Raw genomic sequence first — 16,336 nt, forward strand, 5'->3', positions numbered from 1 at the left:
CCCCGTCGACCCGGCCGACCTCCCTGCGCTCGTCCTCACCCACCGCGTCGTCCGGGAGACCCTCCGGCTCTACCCGCCGATCTGGCTGTTCCCCCGCCGCGCTACCGGCACCGTGGAACTGGGCGGCCACCGGTTCGCCCCCGGGGCCCAGATCTTCTACAGCCCGTACGCCCTGCACCGCGACCCCCGCTGGTACCGCGCCCCGGGCACCTTCGACCCCGACCGCTGGGACCCGCAACGGCAGCCCGCTCCCCCGCGCGGCGCCTACCTCCCCTTCGCCGCCGGCGTGCACGGCTGCCCCGGCGGCGACTTCGCGCTCGCGGAGCTCGCCCTGCTGACGGCGGCGGTCTCGGCCACCTGGCAGCTGGACCCGGTCCCGGGGAGCCGCCCCCGGCCGGTCGCGGCGGCCACCCTCGGCCCCGCGCCCCTCACCGTGACCGTGACCGCCCACCCCGGCCGCTGATGGGCGGCGGCCGCGCAAGCGGCGGCGCGCGGCTGATGTCGTCATCCATAGACCGTGTCGTATACGAGACCAGCACGTGGGTGCCGCTGCTCAGCGCCTCGTCTCGTACCTGGTCAGGACCACGCCGCCGGGAAACGTCCGCGTCTCCACCAGGTTCAGGTTCACCCAGCTGTCCAGCGCGGTGAAAAACGGCGTGCCGCCACCCACCAGGACGGGATAGGTGACGATCACGTACTCGTCGATCAGCCCGGCGCGCATGGCCGCCCCGGCGAGCGTCGCACCGCCGATGTCCATCGGGCCGCCGTCCTCGGCCTTGAGCCGGGTGATCTCGGCGATCGCGTCGCCGGTGACCAGGCGGGTGTTCCAGTCGACCTCGCTGATCGTCGAGGAGAACACCACCTTCGGCGTGTCCCGCCAGTTCCGGGCGAACTCGATCTCCGCCGGGGTGGCGTCGGGCTGCTGGTCGCCCGTCGGCCAGTAGGAGCTCATCGTCTCCCACAGCTTGCGCCCGTACAGCGACAGGCCACTCGCCCGCCCCTGGTCGAGCCACCACTGGAACAGCTCGGGGCTCGGCGGTCCGCTCCAGGCGATGTCGTCGCCGGCTGCGGCGATGTAGCCGTCCAGGGTCAGGTTCATGCCGTAGACCAGTTTCCGCATGGCCCAGCCTTCCGTCCGTGGGTGTCCGGCGTACGGACCGGCGCGGCTCGGGAATCTCATCGGTGCGCGATCCGGGCTCGCCGGCAGTCCTCGTGCTTCGAGCTCAGCCTGGTGTACTCGGCCGACACTGGCAAACCGCCTGATCCGACCTCACCCTCACGGGGGAATGCCACCGGTTCTGAGACCGGTCATGAGGGACAAGGCCGGTCGGAGGCTGCCCTGCCCTGTGCCGTGGATGCTCGAAAACTCCCCGTTCGACCTGGGCTCGCCCGGAGCCGATCCACTTGAACGCCGGATTCGAACAGCTCCATCATCGGTTGCCTGCGACGTCCCCGGCACATACCCGAACTCGGCTTCCGGGTATGCGTCTTGAAGAGAGCGGTGCCGCAGCAGCAGTCCCCCGCGCCCGCCCGCGAGTCCGAGGAGTCCGCCAGGTGATCGACTTCCAGGTGCTGACCGAGCTGGCCTTCCGCGAGGGCGTCGAGCGGATCGGCGTCGGCGTGGTGGTCCGCGACGCCTCCGGCCGGATCCTGATGATCCGCCGGGCCGCGCACGACGTCCTGCCCGGCCTGTGGGAGTACCCGGGCGGCGGGCGGGAGGACGGCGAGCCCGTGCCGGCCGGGGCGGCGCGGGAACTGGCCGAGGAGACCGGGCTCACCGGCCTGCCGCTGGAGTACGCGCGGCACCTGGACTTCAGCAGCCAACGGGGCCTGCGCGTACGCCAGTTCGTCTTCACCGCCGTGGTTCCGGACGGCACCCCGGTCGTCCTCTCGCCCGACCATGACGGCCACCAGTGGGCCGACGCCGAGCGGCTGCCGCCGACCGGCGAAGGGCAGCGCGCGGTGATCGAGTGGCTCACCGGCCGTCTGGCCGTACCCGGCTGGCGGCCGGCCGGCGGCTACCTCACCACCGTCGCCCGACCCAGCGCCTACGGCTGCTTCCTGGTCACCGACCCGCGGGGCCGCGTCCTCGGGATGCGCTCCGCCGTCGACCCCGGCGTGTGGAACTTCCCCGGCGGCAACGTCGAGCACGGCGAGACCCCCTTCAGCACCGCCCTGCGCGAGGCCCGGGAGGAGTTGGGCCTCGACCTCGCCGCGGAGAACCCCGAAGCCGTCGCCCGCAGGCGCCTGGTCGCCGTCATCCACGAACAGGCCGGCGCCGAGCAGCCCGTCCCCGCCTGCGGCTTCGTCTTCGACGGCGGCGTCCTGACCCGCGAGCAGCAGGCCCGGATCCGCCTCGATCCGGCCGAGCACACCGAGTGGCGGTTCGAGACGGCCCACGACTGGCACGCCCGGCTGACCCCCGCCCGGTACCAGCGGCTCCGGCAGGTGCTGCGCGCCCACCGCTCCGGTGTCCCGCTCTACCTGGAGCGCCCCACGCCGACCGACGACGACTTCGAGGGCGTCCTGGTCTTCGTCACCGACCGCGCCGGTCGACTGCTGATGAACCTGCGCGAAGACAAGCCGGGCATGGCCTGGCCCGGCTACTGGACTCCGATCGGCGGCTGGCGGGAGGCCGACGAGAGCGCCCGGGAGACCGCGGTGCGCGAGGTCCGCGAGGAGGCCGGCCTCGAGATCACCGGCCTGCGGCCCCTCCCCGACCCGCACCACGACCACGGCCTCCCGCTCACCCGCGTCCTGCACGCCGTCTGGGAGGGCCCCGACAGCGACCTGCGGCTCGGCGACGAGGGCCTGGCCGTCCGCATGGTCCCCCTCGACGAGGTGCTCGGCCTCAAGGTCCCGCCCTACCTGCACCACTACCTGCCCCTGCTCGCCGCCGCGGCCGACCAGTCCACCGGGAGCACCGCATGAACCGCACCGACCCCACCGGCCAAACCGGCCACCTCGCGGACACGGCCGCCGGAGCACCGGGTACGGACCCGCTCGCGCTGGCCGTCGGGGTCCACCTCGTCCTGTTCGACGGCGGCACGGTGCTGCTCGGACGGCGCCGCAACACCAGCTACGCCAACGGGCTGTGGCACCTCCCGGCCGGGCACATGGAGCGGGGCGAGCCGGTCACCCGCGCCATGACGCGCGAGGCGGAGGAGGAACTCGGCATCACCATCGCCGAGGAGGACCTCGAACTCGTCCACACCCTGCACCACCTCGACACCGACCACAGCCGCCTCCAGCTGTTCTTCCGCCCGGCCCGCCACACCGGTCAGGTGCGCAACGCGGAGCCGCACAAGTGCGCGGAATTGCGCTGGTGGCCGCTCGACGGCCTGCCGACCGACACCGTCCCCTACACCGTGCACGCCCTCCGCCAGATCGCCCACGGCAACCGGCTCTCCGCCCACGGCTGGCCGGCGTGACGCCGGCACCATCGAACCCCCTCGCACCGACCAGCCGCGGAGGTCCGTCTCGCTCGACCTCCCGCGCGTCAGTCCGGCAGCCAGTGCAGTTCGTGTGCCAGGGCCTCGGCGGCGGCGCGGATGCGGCGGTGCAAGGGCGACTGCTCGCGTGGGAGGACCAGGTGGAGCGTCAGGCCGGGCGCACCCCTCAGCGGTCGCCAGGTGAGACCGGCCGGTTGCACCGTGGCCGCGGCCTCTCCGGCCGGGGCGAGGGTGAGCCCGTCCCGCAGGTCGCGCTGGGACAGGTCGAAAGCGACAGCGGGCGTGTGGAATCGGGGCTGCGGTCGAATGTCCCGGAACAGCGCGGACAGCTGATCGTGGACCACGGGGTTGGCCGCACGGTCCGGGAGCCGCAGCGGGTACGCGGCCGCGTCGGCGATCTCGATCTCCTCACGTTCGGCCAGCGGATGGTGCTGCGCCAGCTGGACCCCGATGCGCGAACGCCGTAGCAGGAACCGGCGTACGCCACGGCCCGGTTGTTCACCGCGGGTGATCCCGGCATCGATGCGGCCGTCGGCGACCGCCGGGGAGATCTCCGGTGTCGCCATCGGGACCGCGCCGACCTCGAGTCCGCTGTTGTCGCGAATCAGCCTGTCCACCAGGGCCGGTGCCGTCTCGGCCCCGGCGCTGAGGCTGTATCCGATGCGCAGCGTGCCCAGTGCGCCGGCCGCCGCGCTCCGGGCGGTGTCCCACGCCCGGTCCAGCGCCGCCAGCGCGGGCGGAGCGGACTCCGCCAAAGCCGCACCGGCCGTGGTCAGTTCGACACTGCGCGTGTTGCGCACCAGCAGGGCCGTCCCGAGTTCCGCCTCCAACCGGCGCATCCGGGCGCTGAGTGCGGGCTGTGCGATACCGATCCGTGCGGCCGCGCGGGTGAAGTTCAACTCCTGTGCCAGCACCAGGAAGTACCGCAGGCTCACCGTGTCCGGCGCCACGCGCCCTCCCCGCCGATTGATAACGATCCGTTCTGAGTTTAGTCCGTACCGGTCTTTCCCTCGACCGCCCGTCAAGCCCTAGCCTGCGCATGCCGGGATCGATCGATCCGATTGTCGGTCCGACGTCGGACGTGCCCGGCCGAACACAGGAGGTTTCCATGGCCAAGGGCTACTGGGTCAGTGCCTACCCCGCCGTCTCCGACCCCGAGAGGCTGGCCGCCTACGCGGAGCTGGCCGGTCCGGCAGTCCGGGCCGGGGGCGGGCGCCTCCTGTCCCTTGACGGCCGGGTCGTCGCCCACGAGGCCGGAATCACGCAACGCGTCGTTCTGATCGAGTTCGACAGCTTTGAACTGGCCGTCGCGGCCTACGAGAGCGAGGCGTACCAGGAGGCGCTGGTGGCCCTCTCCGGCAGCGTCGAGCGCGACTTCCGCATCATCGAAGGCATCGACTGACCGGCGGGCCCGGCCGTCGCCGAGCATCGGGGGCTCTCGCAGTACCTGGATCACCAGGGTCTCCCAGACGTCCGAAACGCCTGCCAACCTGGTTGAGTCGAACGCGCCGACAACACTCCATGGACACGCACCGCGGCTCTACCTCCATCAGGTCGATTCAGCTGCCCCGTATCCGCGACCATGTCGGCGCGTTCGTCCACGACAGAAGGGGACGGAGACCAATGGCGGACAACCAAGTCACCACTCACACAGAGCTTTTCGATCTGAGTGGGAAGTACGCCCTCGTCACTGGCGGCACCAGTGGCATCGGGATGATGATGGCGCGCGGCCTTCTCCAGGCGGGCGCCCGCGTCGTCATCAGCTCGCGCGACGCGGACAGGTGCGCGGAGGCACAGCGTCTACTGTCCGAATTCGGCGACGTTCAGGCAATCCCCGCCGACCTGTCCAGGCACGACGAGTGTCAGCGTCTCGCCGATCTCGTCAAGGGCGACTCGGAACGCCTGGACATCCTCGTCAACAACGCGGGAGCGATGTGGCGCGAGCCGCTGGCGACGTTCCCGGACGAGGCCTGGGACGCGGTGATCGACCTCAACCTCAAGTCGCCGTTCTGGCTGGTGCAGGCGCTGCTCCCCGCACTTCGCGGCGCGGGCACCGCCGATGATCCCGCGCGGATCATCAACATCGGCAGTATCGCCGCCATCCACGTCGCCGAGTCGCCCAACTACTCGTACGCCAGCAGCAAGGCGGCACTCCATCAACTCACCAGAGTGCTTGCCAGGGAGCTGGGCCCCCAGCACGTCACGGTGAACGCGGTAGCACCGGGCGTGTTCCCGTCGCGGATGACGGCGTCCGCACTCGATGCCATCGGCGACACGATCGCGGCGGCGGCCCCTCTGCGCCGAATCGGCCGCGACGACGACATGGCGGGTATCGCCGTGTTCCTCGCCGGCCGGGCCGGCTCCTACCTCACGGGCGCCGTGATCCCGGTGGACGGCGGCATCGCGACGACCGCATCGGGTACCCCCTAGACTGCGGAACGGACTTACGGTGAGGAGACGGCCACGATGGATCCACGCACCGAGATCCGGGAGTTCCTCAGCTCGCGTCGCGCCCGCATCGCACCCGCGCAGGCGGGTCTGCCCGCTTACGGCGGCAACCGTCGGGTCAAAGGTCTGCGCCGCGAGGAGGTGGCGCTACTGGCGGGGGTATCGGTCGACTACTACGTGCGCATGGAGCGCGGCGGCCTCGCCGGTGCCTCCGATGGCGTGCTGGACGCGCTGGCCTCCGCCCTGCGACTCGACGAGGCCGAGCGCCACCACCTGTTCCACCTCGCACGCCAGTCCAGGGTGCCCGGCGGCCCACCCCGGCGTAGGCCCGCCGTGACGGTGCGCTCGACGCTGCAGCAGGTGCTCGACGCGGTCTCCGACGCACCGGCCTGGGTCAGTACCGGCCGTTATGACGTGCTCGCCACGAACAACCTCGCTCGCGCGCTGTTCTCACCGGTGCTGGCCGACCTGCGACGGCCCGCGAACACGGCGAGGTTCGTCTATCTGAACCCCGAGGCGGCCAGGGACTTCTTCGTCGACTACGACCAGATCGTCGGTGACGTGGCCGCGAAGCTGCGCATGGAAGCCGGCCGCGATCCGCACGACGAGGAGCTGATCGCCCTGGTCGGCGAACTGTCGACGCGTAGTGAGCTGTTTCGGCAGCGGTGGGCATCCCAGGACGTGCGACTGCACCGGTCCGGCCGCAAGCGTGTTCGCCATCCGATCGTGGGCCGGCTCGACCTGGACGTCGAGTCCCTGGAGCTGCCCGCCGAACCCGGCCTGCTCCTCAACGTCTACACGGCACCCGCGGGCACACCGACCGCTGACAATCTGGCGCTCCTGGCCTCGTGGGCGGCCACCCACCAGGCGCCGGCGACCGAGCTCGAAGCGGATGACGGACAGTCCAACCGTTGAAGGTGGCGCCGTCGCGGCGCGATGATGCTTGACGTCGTGTCGGTGGCTCGGACAGGGCCGGCACTGGCATGGATGTTCCTCGAGCCCCGACCACCGTCCGCTCACCCACCCCGGAGGCAGCACCGTGGAGAGCCTTCTCCAGGCCGTAGCCGTGATCGCCCACGACCGCGACCGGAACCTGGTCGCGACCCTCCACTACGCCGCGAACAGCTGGATCACGGCGTCGGCGTGGACGATCCCCGGCGGCAAGGTCGAGGTCGGTGAGCGCCTCGACGAGGCCGCCGCGCGCGAGCTGCGGGAGGAGACCGGGCTGCTCGTCGAGCCGGCGGACCTGCGGCTCGTACACACCGTCCAGGTGCGCACGGGCTGGGACGGCGAGCACCCGTTCCTGCTGTCGGTGTTCCTCGCCACCGCGTGGCGCGGCGAGCTGACGAACACCGAGCCGGACAAGCACCTCGACGCGGTCTGGTCCCCGGCCGACGGGCTACCGCTGCCGATGTTCCCGACCGCCCACGCCGCCCTCACCCACCACCTCTCCGGCGGGAGGGGCTTCTCCACCTACGGCTGGGACGACGAAGGCTTCGACCCACGGGCCCTGATCGGCGCGTGACAGCGGCGGGCCGACGCCGACCGGGCCGCCCGCTTCGGCCCCGGTGTCCTAGCTCAGACACCAGCCGCGAAGTAGGTCGTGGGTAGCGGGACGAGAGCCGCTGGCCGAGCCCACCGGCCTGGCGGCCCTCAAGGAGGAGGTCGCACGCCGCTGGGGCGTCCTGGACGTGCTGGACGTGCTGAAGAGCGCCGACTTCCTGACCGGTTTCACCGAGGAGTTTTCCTCGGTAGCCGCGTACGAGCGCATCGAGCGTGACGTCCTCCAGCGCCGCCTCCTGCTGGCCCTCTTCGCGCTGGGCACGAACATGGGCATCCGGGCGATCGTGGCGACCGGCGAGCATGGCGAGAGCGAGGCCGCGCTGCGGCACTTCATCACCGTCGACAACCTGCGGGCCGCCGTCACCAGGCTGGTGAACTCCACCTTCGCCGCCCGCGACACCGCATGGTGGGGGCAAGGCACCGCGTGCGCGTCGGACTCGAAGAAGTTCGGGTCCTGGTCCTCGAACTTCATGACCGAGTACCACACCCGCTACGGCGGCGACGGCGTGATGATCTACTGGCACGTCGAGCGGAAAAACGCCTGCCGGCCGGCACCGCCGACCAATCGGTCGCCCGGACACACTTGTCGGGTTGACCGATCCGACGGGTGCGGACGCCGCACGCAGCCGTGTCGAGCAGAGTCGGACCGGGCGGCGAGAGGGCACACAGCTCGTCGCCCCGTTTCAGGGGGGCGGCAGGAGGAGCCAGGCCTCAGGCGGGCAGTCCCCAGAAGGAGCCGTGCAGGCCGACCTCGGCGAAGTAGGCGCCGGCGGCGGCGGGGTCGCGGCGGGTGTAGCCCGGGTCCAGGCGTCCGGTGTACCAGTCACCGGCGAAGTGCCACAGGGTGCCCAGATCCATGACATAGCCGCGTTCCTGGCCCGTTTTCCGCAGCCAGGTGTCGACGCAGTCGGTGGAGCAGAACAGGCGCTGGTTGCCGCAGGTGTGCACGACGTCGTCCCAGACCCGGTGCATGGGGGTGAGGAAATGGGCGACCTGGTCGCCCTTCGGGGGTGCCTCCCGGCCGACCACCCAGGCGTGCGGGGTGTCGCAGGCCGGGCAGCGCGTGGCGACCAGGACGTCGGGCTCGTCCTTGAGCAGGTGGGGCATGGCGAACGAGTCCCAGGCGCAGCCGCCCCACCACAGGGTGTGTGTCCCCATGACGGAGAAGCCGAGCGGCACGGACGCGAAGGGGTGGGCCATCACGACCTGGTCGTCGTCCTGCGGGTCCAGGACCACGTCGTGGCTTGCGTGAAGGGCGCGCAGTTCCTGGCGCACCTGATCGGGGGCGAGTCCGGTGAGTGCGGCGAGTTCCGGCACGCTCGGAGCGTGTCCGGTGCGGGCGAATCCGTGGTAGACGGCCAGGCGGACCTGCTCCGTGGCGTGAAGGCTCGTCGGTGCTGCTGAGGCGTTCCCGGTCATTCCCCTGGTTCCTTCGCTGGTCGAGGTGCTGGTGTCCAGCGTGCGCCGTGGAAGCGCGCGGGGGCTTGAACGCTCGTGCGGCACACTGGGGACATGACGTCTGTCGGGGAGCGCGCCGCCTACTGGCGGGTTCCCGGGCTTGCGCTGGAGGCCATGGACGCCCGCTTCGAGCGGTACGCGTATCCGATGCACGCCCACGACACGTACTCGTTCGGCGTCACCGACGACGGCGCGCAGTCGTTCGTGTGCAGGGGAGGGCGGCACGTCAGCGCGGCCGGGCTGGTCATGGCGTTCAATCCGGACGATCCCCACGACGGGCGGTCGGCGGTCCAGCACGGCTACCGCTACCGGATGCTGCACCTCGGCGAAGGTCTTGTCCGGGAGGTCCTCGCCGACGCGGCGCCCGGCGACGCCGGGCTGCCACTCTTCGACACTCCGGTGGTGGACGACCCGGTCCTCGCCCGAGCGGTGGCCCGCCTCCATACTGCCGTCGCCGAGAACGCATCCCGGCTGATCGTCGAGGAACGCCTCGCCGCCTCCGTGCTGGCCCTGACCCGCCGTGCCGCGACGCGGTCCGCACCGGTTCCGGACCAGCGGGGCCGGGTGGACCTGGCCGCCGTGGCACGGGCCCGCGGTCTGCTGCGGCAGCGCTTCGCCGAGAACGTCGGCGCCGACGAGCTGGCCCGGGCGGCCGGGTGCAGCCGTTTCGCGCTCTACCGGGGCTTCCGCGCGGCGTACGGCTTCGCACCCAGCGACTACCAGCGCGATCTGCGATTGCGCCGAGCCCGTGCGCTCCTGGCCGAGGGCACGGTGCCGGCGACGGCGGCCGCCGAGGCCGGCTTCGCGGACCAGGCCCATCTCACCCGATGGTTCACCCGCACCTACGGCGTCACCCCAGCCGCCTACCGCACGGCGCTCCACAGAGGAGGCCAGCGGCCGTGGCCAGGGCGTGTTTCATAGGTGGTCGCTCGTGAAACACCGCGCCGCCCGGCAGTCCCTCGACGCACAGCTCGACTCCCTCGCCGAGGCCGGGGTGACCCGGGTCTTCTCGGAGAAGATCTCCACCCGCGCCACCCGCCGGCCCGCGCTGGAGGCCGCCGTGAAGATCGCCGGAGAGATCCGCTCCTCCGGCGTCGCCGTGACCCTCGTCGTCCATGAGCACAAGCGGCTCGGCCGCCGCATCGAACTCGCCATGCTCGCCGAAGAGCTCAAGGCCAGCAACGTCGGCCTGGAGTTCCTCACCGGGGAGCTGAAGGGCTCACACGACCCCTCCGGCATCGTGTTCACTGTGCTCGCGGCCATGTCCGGCATGGAGCGCGAGTACATTTGCGACCGCACCCTCGAAGGCCACGAGTCCGCCCGCAAGCGCGGCAAGACCATCGGCGGTGCGGGCGTCACCGACGGCTCCATGCTGTCCATGGCCCTCCACCTCCGCGACCAGGACATGAGCCTGCGCGATATCGCCAAGCGGCTCGTCATCACCATCGGGGCGAAGAAGGGCCGGCACCCCTTACCCGCCACCGTCATGCGGATGCTCCGCGAACACGACGAGCAGGCCGCCACGGCGGCGAGCATGTGATCACCCCGCTACTTTGCGGCTGGTGTCCGAGCTGGGACACCGGGGCCTCTTCCGGGAGTACCGTGGCGGCGCGCCACACCCCTCGGGCGGCCGGTCGGCGGCGGACTGCCGGCGGGTCAGTGCAGCCAGGGCTGGTAGTTCGGGTTGTCCACGCAGCCGGACTCGATCAGGGAGGCGGTGGCCCGGTCGACCGGGCAGGCCCGGCTGATGAAGTGCCGGTCCACGCCGCCGGGGAACGCGACCTCGACCTGGTCGGCGTACTGGTGCTGGTCGCCGATGGTCGCGTTGACGTCGATGCCGCCGGGGGCGTCGATGAAGTAGTCCCAGGGCACCTTCTTCCACTTCTTGTACAGCTCGGGGTCGTAGGTGGTGCTGACGAACGGCGAGGGCTGGTTCTGCAGGACGTAACTGGTGATGTCGTACTGGCCGTTGACGGTGTCCTTCGGCGCGAAGCCCTGCTCGAAGATGACGGACGGGTCGCGGCCGTCCGAGCGGAAGAGCGGGTGGCAGTTCTTGCGCCAGTGCGGCGTGGGGGTGATGCGGGGTACGTCCACCCTGCGGTCCACGGCGGCGTACAGCGGGTCCGGGCCCTCCGGGATGCTCTCGAAGGTGCTGGCGGGGAGGGTGACGGCGGGCCGGTCTGCGCAGTCGTCGGCACGCAGTTCGGCCTCGTCGGCGAAGTCGATGCGCCGGCCGTCCAGGACGATGGCGACGGCTTCGGTGCCGAGTTCGTGGACGATGACGCCGTCGCACTGGGGGCCGCTCCAGAGCGCGTCCCCGCTGGGGTCGAGGCAGCGGAAGGGGGCGGCGTCGGCCTGGGCAGCGGGGGCGGCGGCGGCCAGGCTCTCGGGGGTGAGCACGACGGCGCAGGCGAGGGCGACCGCGCTGGCGGCCGTGCGGATTCGAATGTTGATCACGGCCGTTACCCTGACCGCCCACTGCCCCGGGGGTACCGCAACTCACCCGATCGAGGGCGTGTCAGCGGCTTTGGTGGACGCCTTCAGGCGTCCGGGTCCGCGTGGATCGGGCGGGCTCGCTCCACGGCGGGCCCGCCTCCCCGCCGTCAGCCGACGACGACCGGCTCACCGGTCAACTCGACACCGGACCGGCCGAGTTCGGCGACGGCCCGGGCGGTGGTGTCGGCGGCGACGCCCGCGGTGTAGTCGAGCAGGACCCGGACGGCGAAGTCGGCCCGCACCCCGTCGAGTGCGGTGGCCTTCACGCAGTGGTCGGTGGCGATGCCGACCACGTCCACCTCGGTGACGTCCCGTGCGCGCAGCCAGTCCGCGAGGGCGGTCCCGTCCGAGGTGAAGCCCTCGAAACCGCTCTTGGAGGCGGAGTGCGCGCCCTTGTAGAAGACCTCGTCCACGATCGTCTCGGCCGTGGGCGCGAAGTCGGGGTGGAACTCGCCCCCTTCGGTGCCGACGACGCAGTGCACGGGGAAGGAGTCCTTGAAGTCCGGGTGGTCGGAGAAGTGGCCGCCCGGGTCGAGGTGGTGGTCGCGGGTGGCGACGACGTGCGTGTACTCGCGGCCGGCGGCGCGTTCGACGAGCTCGGCGATGGCGCGGGCCCGCCCGGCACCGCCTCCGACCGGAACGGCTCCGCCCTCGCAGAAGTCCTTCTGCACATCGACGACGATCAGTGCACGCCCCACGGCACAGGCCTTTCTCACGGGAGTCTCGGTCCCCCACCCGTGCCCTGCCGGACGGCGGCCCGCGCCTCCCGTGCGCGATGTTCACCCGGGCCGCGCAACCTCGGAGGTGCGGCTCCGCTCACCTGGACGGGAACCGGACCGGCTGTGGACCGGGCCGCCGGGGGCGACTTCGGGGATTCCGGGCGGATCGGCGCATTCATGGCCATCATCAATCAGAACTGGTCAACAGTGGTTCACTACGGGGCAGTTCCGACCTTTCGGTCATGGCCGCCGACCGCGCTCCGTACTGTTGTGAAGCGAGCGCGCCCCGGTCGCCTTTCGACCCGGTTTGATCGCTGACTGTTACTATCCGGTGACAATTCGCCCATGATCGATGGGCGGCCCAGGACGTCCCCACAGATGGCAGAGCCCGAATCGCGGCATCCACGCCTTCGGGCGAGCAACCACCTCCCCCGGAAAGGGGTACCCGTGATCGTCTCCAAGCGGAACCGCCTGCGCCTGGCCGCCGTGGCCACCCTCAGCACCCTCGCCCTCGGCCTGGCGGGCACCGCCCTGGCGGCCGGCCCCACCACCGCCGACCCCGCGCCCACCGGGCCGTCCGTCACCGCGCCGTCCGTCACGCCCCAGCCCGCCACCCCGCAGGCGGCCACGCAGGCCACCATCACCGCCAAGCCGTCGGTCACCACGGTCCAGGCGTGGGAACTGTTCCGGGTCACCGGCACGACCACCGGCCTCAAGGCGGGAACCACGGTGACCCTGCAGCAGAAGCAGGACGGCGCGTGGGTCACCCTGCCCGCCTCGGTGCCCACGACCAGCAGCGGCGCCTACTCGCTCGGTGTGAAGCTCGGCATCACGGGCCTGAACGAGCTGCGCATCGTCAGCGGGGACGCCGCCTCCCCGGTCTTCACCGTCACCGTGCGCTGACACCGGTCACAGCCCTCTTCTCCGCGACTCGCGGCCCGGGACGGGCGGCACACCAGGAGCCACCCGCCCCGGGCCGGAAACGAACTGCGCCTGGCCCTCGGCCTGTTCGACGCACTCGGTACACCCACCTCGAAGCCCTGCGACAGCGCGGCATCGACGCCTGTCGGTCGAGGGGCGCCCCGCCCCGTACGGCCCGGGCATCCCCCGATACCGGGCCGTACGAGCACGCCAGGACCCGCACGGGGCACCGATCCGGCTACCCGGCCTCAGGGCCGGGCCGCCTCGGCACGCCGTGCGGGTCGGCGTCGGGGAGTGCGGGTCAGCGCACCGTGACGGTGAACACGGGCGAGGCGGTGCTGCCGCTGACGATGCGCAGCTCGTTCAGGCCCTTGATGCCGAGCTTCACGCCGAGCGAGTAGGAACCCTTGCTGTTGGTGTGGACGGAGGCGGGCAGGGTGACCCACGCGCCGTGCTGCTTCTGCTGGAGGGTCACCGTGCTTCCGGCCTTGAGGCCGGTGGTCGTGCCGGTGACCCGGAACAACTGCCACGCCTGGACGGAGGAGACCGACGGCTTGGCGGTGATGGTGGCCTGCGCGGCGGCCGACTGCGCGGCGGACACGGGCTGGACGGCCGGGGTGGCCGCCATGGCGGTGCCCGCCAGCCCGACGGTGAGCGCGCTGAGGGTGGCCACGGCGGCCAGGCGCAGGGAGTTCCGCTTGGAGACGATCACGGGTGCACTCCTTTCACAGGAGGGTTCGGCCCGAGGCCCGATCGATGCGATCGACGTGACTCGGGCTCTGTCACCTATAGGGACGCCCCGCTGGGCACTTCGGTTGTGGACGGAACGTCACTTTCTTGTAACAGCAGGCGAGTTCGCGATCAGGGTCAGGGCGGACAGGCCAGGCCGGATCACATGAGCTTCCGGCTGCCGCCCTCCTTTGTCAGAGCGCCCACGTTGATCGGCTGGAGGATGACGGTGATCGCGCCGGCCGAGAAGTGCTGCACCGGGCCGCCGGTGTTCCGCCCGTGGAAACTGTGCGGCAGCGCCTGCCCGTTGGTCGGGTCCGTACCCGCCGTATACATGTCGACGATGCCCTCGTACCCCTGCCGGGCCTTGGCGTCGTTGCCGTCCGCGGCCTGCTCCACGGTGATCCGGTCGTCGCCGTCCTCGGCGACGACCGCCGCCACGTGGTAGGGCCACCCGCTGGTGTTGTCCGGGTGCTCGAAGTCCTCGTCCCACGCGGTCTCCACGATGGCGAACGCCTGGCCGGGGCCCGGCCGTTCCTCGCCGTTCGCGTTCGGGCCGCCGGGCCGGGCGTTCGCGTAGGCCGCCGCTCCCTGCGCGTTCTCCGCGTCGCCCAGGCCGAACTGGTGGCCGCCCAGGGCGAATTCGCTGGCGTCCTGCCCGAGGGCCAGCCGCTGCCGGTGCATGATCTCCTCGGCGGTGTGGGCACAGTCCGCGAGGAAGGACGTCTTCGGCTCGTACTCCGCGTACGTGCGTCCCCCAATCTGCCCGCTCTGCCCGGTGGCCTTGCAGTACCGGGGCGCCGGGGCGCCCTCCGCGACCCAGATGACGGTGGTGTCCGCCGCGGGATCGGCGGTCAGGAGGTAGAGGCCGTTCTGCGAGACCCGTGCCGGCCCCAACTCCTCGGTGGTGACCTGGGCGTAGCGCTGGACGGCCGTCGCGCCGGCGGCGCGCGCCGTACCCCGGGCCGTGGTGTCCGCCTTCCGCTGGACGGGGGCTTCTTCGAGGCCGTGGTCGCTCTGCTCGGGCATCCGGCTCATCACCCGGACCGCGTTGGCCTCGGCCTCGCGCTCGAAGCGGTCCCCGGGGTCGGAGACGCTCAGCCCGGACCCGTTGTCCGTACCGGCCACCGGACCCTGGCGCTGCTGGATGACGTGCGTCAACTCATGGGCGAGGGTGTGCTTGTCAGCGCCGCCGTCGCCGATGACGACGTGGCTGCCGGAGGTGTAGGCACGGGCGCCCACCTCGGCGGCGGAGTCGCGGGCCGCGGAGCCGGTGTGCAGACGGACGTCGGAGAAGTCGGCGCCGAAGCGGGATTCCATGTCCCGCCGCAGCGGTTCGTCCAGCGGCCTGCCCGGCATGCGCAGCACGTCGTGCACGGCGGAGCGCTGCACCGGCTCCTCCACGGGCGGCTGGTGGCCGCAGCCCGCGCCGTGCCGGTGCCCGTGCCCGCTCCGCTGGAGCATCCGGACGACGGCCGCGTTGCCGACGGTGCGCTGCAGCCCGAGGAGCTCGTCGGTCGCCTGGCCGCCGCCCGGGGCCTCCCCGGACCGTGTGGCCGCGCTCCTGGGGGTGCGCTGCGGCTGCTTCTCGTCCTTCGTCGGCTCGTGCGCGTGCATGGAACTCCGCTCGTGGGGAGGGCAGTTTCGTGGTGTTCCCCCTACATACCCGGCACGGCGGTCGCGGGTAAGGGGCGCGAGGGCACGATGCACTGCCCGTACGGGCAACACGTCCGTCCCGACGAGCACCGACGGCCGAGCCCGACCCGGGCGAACCGTCAGCCGCGCGGCGGCAGCCGTCGGGTGATCCGGCCGAACAGGTCCTCCAGCGGCTCGCCGAGGTCCCGGCCGAACTCGGTCAGCCCGTAGGTGACCTGGGGCGGCGTCGTCGGCTCGACCTTCCGCCAGACCAGGCCGTCCTGGACCAGCGCGCGCAGGGTCTGGGCGAGCATCTTCTCGCTGATGCCCTGGATGCTCTCGCGCAGCTCGTAGAACCTGAGGTCGTTGGCCCGCAGGGAGATCAGCACCCAGATGCCCCACCTGCTGGTCACGTGGTCGACCATGTCGCGCGCGGGGCAGTCGGTGTGAAACACCTCATACCGCCGCCCGGTTTCGGCCTGCTTGTCCTGCGCACCTACCTCCATGTCCTGAGCTTACGTCAGGGTACGTCCTTACCAAGGGTTAGCCGCCGCTCCTAACGTGAAGGCCACAGAGTCCGTCGGGCAAAAGGAGCTGACCATGATCGTGGTGACCGGGGCTACCGGGAATGTGGGCCGACCGCTGACGCGGGCGCTGGCGAAGGCGGGCCTGCCGGTGACGGCGGTGTCGCGGCACACGGCGCCCGTGCCGGACGGTGTCCGCCACGTGGCGGCCGACCTGGCCGATCCGGCCGGCCTCGCACCGGCGCTGGCCGGGGCGGAGGCGCTGTTCCTGCTGCTGTCCGGCGACCTGCACGCCGCCGGAGCCGGGCCGGCCCACATAAAACGCCGGGCCCCCGCCCGCGGGGGGCGCCGGAACCTCCAGCTCGCCTCCCCCGGCGGGGCGACCCGGCCC

General features: G+C 71.7%; 19 protein-coding genes and 1 pseudogene. 12 read left to right on the plus strand and 8 right to left on the minus strand.

What is annotated here, in order from left to right; all coding sequences use genetic code 11:
* Positions 1-463: cytochrome P450 (locus tag ACFRQN_RS33850; protein WP_380744237.1), on the plus strand; the 463-nt coding region annotated here is incomplete at its 5' end.
* Positions 464-553: 90 nt separating this feature from the next.
* Here ACFRQN_RS33850 and ACFRQN_RS33855 read toward each other — a convergent pair.
* On the minus strand, positions 554-1,120 hold the full coding sequence (locus ACFRQN_RS33855; protein ID WP_049649133.1) for a dihydrofolate reductase family protein: 567 nt from the start codon (positions 1,118-1,120) through the stop codon (positions 554-556).
* A 434-nt stretch (positions 1,121-1,554) separates the two neighbouring features.
* Here ACFRQN_RS33855 and ACFRQN_RS33860 point away from each other — a divergent pair, with 434 nt between their 5' ends.
* A complete protein-coding gene (locus tag ACFRQN_RS33860) occupies positions 1,555-2,931 on the plus strand; it encodes an NUDIX domain-containing protein (protein WP_380744240.1) in 1,377 nt (458 codons plus the stop codon).
* Positions 2,928-3,431 carry an NUDIX domain-containing protein gene (locus ACFRQN_RS33865; RefSeq protein WP_380744242.1) on the plus strand — a complete coding sequence of 168 codons (504 nt, stop codon included), beginning with the start codon at positions 2,928-2,930 and terminating at the stop codon, positions 3,429-3,431. Before ACFRQN_RS33860 ends, ACFRQN_RS33865 begins: the two co-directional genes overlap by 4 nt.
* A gap of 68 nt (positions 3,432-3,499) precedes the next feature.
* Here the strand turns inward: ACFRQN_RS33865 and ACFRQN_RS33870 are convergent, their stop codons facing one another.
* Positions 3,500-4,402 (minus strand): LysR family transcriptional regulator, encoded by a 903-nt coding sequence (locus tag ACFRQN_RS33870; protein ID WP_380744244.1) that lies wholly within the window; start codon positions 4,400-4,402, stop codon positions 3,500-3,502.
* 158 nt (positions 4,403-4,560) lie between these two features.
* Between ACFRQN_RS33870 and ACFRQN_RS33875 the strand changes: the two genes are divergently transcribed.
* From ACFRQN_RS33875 to ACFRQN_RS33895, 5 genes and pseudogenes are all read left to right on the plus strand, one after another.
* Positions 4,561-4,854, plus strand: coding sequence for a DUF1330 domain-containing protein (locus tag ACFRQN_RS33875; protein ID WP_380744246.1), 294 nt, complete (start codon positions 4,561-4,563; stop codon positions 4,852-4,854).
* Between the two features lie 221 nt (positions 4,855-5,075).
* Entirely contained in the window at positions 5,076-5,882 is an 807-nt protein-coding gene (locus ACFRQN_RS33880) for an SDR family oxidoreductase (protein WP_380744248.1), read from the plus strand.
* Between the two features lie 36 nt (positions 5,883-5,918).
* On the plus strand, positions 5,919-6,815 hold the full coding sequence (locus ACFRQN_RS33885) for a helix-turn-helix transcriptional regulator (protein ID WP_380744250.1): 897 nt from the start codon (positions 5,919-5,921) through the stop codon (positions 6,813-6,815).
* 124 nt (positions 6,816-6,939) lie between these two features.
* Complete coding sequence (locus ACFRQN_RS33890; protein WP_074003274.1) at positions 6,940-7,425, plus strand: NUDIX domain-containing protein; 486 nt, start codon at positions 6,940-6,942, stop codon at positions 7,423-7,425.
* 175 nt (positions 7,426-7,600) lie between these two features.
* Positions 7,601-7,996, plus strand: a pseudogene (locus tag ACFRQN_RS33895) (Tn3 family transposase); the annotation flags it as partial.
* 178 nt (positions 7,997-8,174) lie between these two features.
* Here the strand turns inward: ACFRQN_RS33895 and merB are convergent.
* A complete protein-coding gene (merB, locus tag ACFRQN_RS33900) occupies positions 8,175-8,882 on the minus strand; it encodes an organomercurial lyase (protein ID WP_380744252.1) in 708 nt (235 codons plus the stop codon).
* Between the two features lie 93 nt (positions 8,883-8,975).
* Between merB and ACFRQN_RS33905 the strand changes: the two genes are divergently transcribed.
* Entirely contained in the window at positions 8,976-9,842 is an 867-nt protein-coding gene (locus ACFRQN_RS33905) for an AraC family transcriptional regulator (RefSeq protein ID WP_380744254.1), read from the plus strand.
* 10 nt (positions 9,843-9,852) lie between these two features.
* Positions 9,853-10,461, plus strand: coding sequence for a recombinase family protein (locus tag ACFRQN_RS33910; protein ID WP_380744256.1), 609 nt, complete (start codon positions 9,853-9,855; stop codon positions 10,459-10,461).
* A 116-nt stretch (positions 10,462-10,577) separates the two neighbouring features.
* Here ACFRQN_RS33910 and ACFRQN_RS33915 read toward each other — a convergent pair whose 3' ends face one another.
* Both ACFRQN_RS33915 and ACFRQN_RS33920 read right to left on the minus strand, forming a co-directional pair.
* The gene (locus ACFRQN_RS33915; protein WP_380744258.1) at positions 10,578-11,378 is read right to left on the minus strand and encodes an ADP-ribosyltransferase; all 801 of its coding nucleotides are present in this window, start codon (positions 11,376-11,378) and stop codon (positions 10,578-10,580) included.
* Positions 11,379-11,524: 146 nt separating this feature from the next.
* On the minus strand, positions 11,525-12,115 hold the full coding sequence (locus tag ACFRQN_RS33920; RefSeq protein ID WP_380744260.1) for an isochorismatase family protein: 591 nt from the start codon (positions 12,113-12,115) through the stop codon (positions 11,525-11,527).
* A 468-nt stretch (positions 12,116-12,583) separates the two neighbouring features.
* Here ACFRQN_RS33920 and ACFRQN_RS33925 point away from each other — a divergent pair, with 468 nt between their 5' ends.
* The gene (locus ACFRQN_RS33925) at positions 12,584-13,039 is read left to right on the plus strand and encodes a hypothetical protein (RefSeq protein WP_380744262.1); all 456 of its coding nucleotides are present in this window, start codon (positions 12,584-12,586) and stop codon (positions 13,037-13,039) included.
* A gap of 319 nt (positions 13,040-13,358) precedes the next feature.
* On the opposite strand, the gene ACFRQN_RS33930 is transcribed toward ACFRQN_RS33925, so the two are convergent.
* The 3 genes from ACFRQN_RS33930 to ACFRQN_RS33940 all read right to left on the minus strand — a co-directional run bounded on the left by ACFRQN_RS33930 (position 13,359) and on the right by ACFRQN_RS33940 (position 15,927).
* Positions 13,359-13,769, minus strand: a complete 411-nt coding sequence (locus ACFRQN_RS33930; RefSeq protein ID WP_380744264.1) for a hypothetical protein — start codon at positions 13,767-13,769, stop codon at positions 13,359-13,361.
* A 179-nt stretch (positions 13,770-13,948) separates the two neighbouring features.
* Positions 13,949-15,403, minus strand: coding sequence for a DUF4157 domain-containing protein (locus ACFRQN_RS33935; protein WP_380744266.1), 1,455 nt, complete (start codon positions 15,401-15,403; stop codon positions 13,949-13,951).
* A 158-nt stretch (positions 15,404-15,561) separates the two neighbouring features.
* A complete protein-coding gene (locus ACFRQN_RS33940) occupies positions 15,562-15,927 on the minus strand; it encodes a helix-turn-helix domain-containing protein (protein ID WP_049649118.1) in 366 nt (121 codons plus the stop codon).
* Between the two features lie 94 nt (positions 15,928-16,021).
* Between ACFRQN_RS33940 and ACFRQN_RS33945 the strand changes: the two genes are divergently transcribed.
* The coding region (locus ACFRQN_RS33945; protein WP_380744269.1) for an NAD(P)H-binding protein at positions 16,022-16,336 on the plus strand (315 nt) is incomplete at its 3' end.

This window comes from Kitasatospora sp. NPDC056800, assembly GCF_042789775.1.
Taxonomy (GTDB): Bacteria; Actinomycetota; Actinomycetes; order Streptomycetales; family Streptomycetaceae; genus Kitasatospora.

Coding starts and splice junctions, on each gene's coding strand:
- ACFRQN_RS33855 (WP_049649133.1), bottom strand. CDS start 1,120: ATGCGGAAACTGGTCTACGGCATGAACCTGACCCTGGACGGCTACATC.
- ACFRQN_RS33865 (WP_380744242.1), top strand. CDS start 2,928: ATGAACCGCACCGACCCCACCGGCCAAACCGGCCACCTCGCGGACACG.
- ACFRQN_RS33875 (WP_380744246.1), top strand. CDS start 4,561: ATGGCCAAGGGCTACTGGGTCAGTGCCTACCCCGCCGTCTCCGACCCC.
- ACFRQN_RS33880 (WP_380744248.1), top strand. CDS start 5,076: ATGGCGGACAACCAAGTCACCACTCACACAGAGCTTTTCGATCTGAGT.
- ACFRQN_RS33885 (WP_380744250.1), top strand. CDS start 5,919: ATGGATCCACGCACCGAGATCCGGGAGTTCCTCAGCTCGCGTCGCGCC.
- merB (WP_380744252.1), bottom strand. CDS start 8,882: ATGACCGGGAACGCCTCAGCAGCACCGACGAGCCTTCACGCCACGGAG.
- ACFRQN_RS33905 (WP_380744254.1), top strand. CDS start 8,976: ATGACGTCTGTCGGGGAGCGCGCCGCCTACTGGCGGGTTCCCGGGCTT.
- ACFRQN_RS33935 (WP_380744266.1), bottom strand. CDS start 15,403: ATGCACGCGCACGAGCCGACGAAGGACGAGAAGCAGCCGCAGCGCACC.
- ACFRQN_RS33940 (WP_049649118.1), bottom strand. CDS start 15,927: ATGGAGGTAGGTGCGCAGGACAAGCAGGCCGAAACCGGGCGGCGGTAT.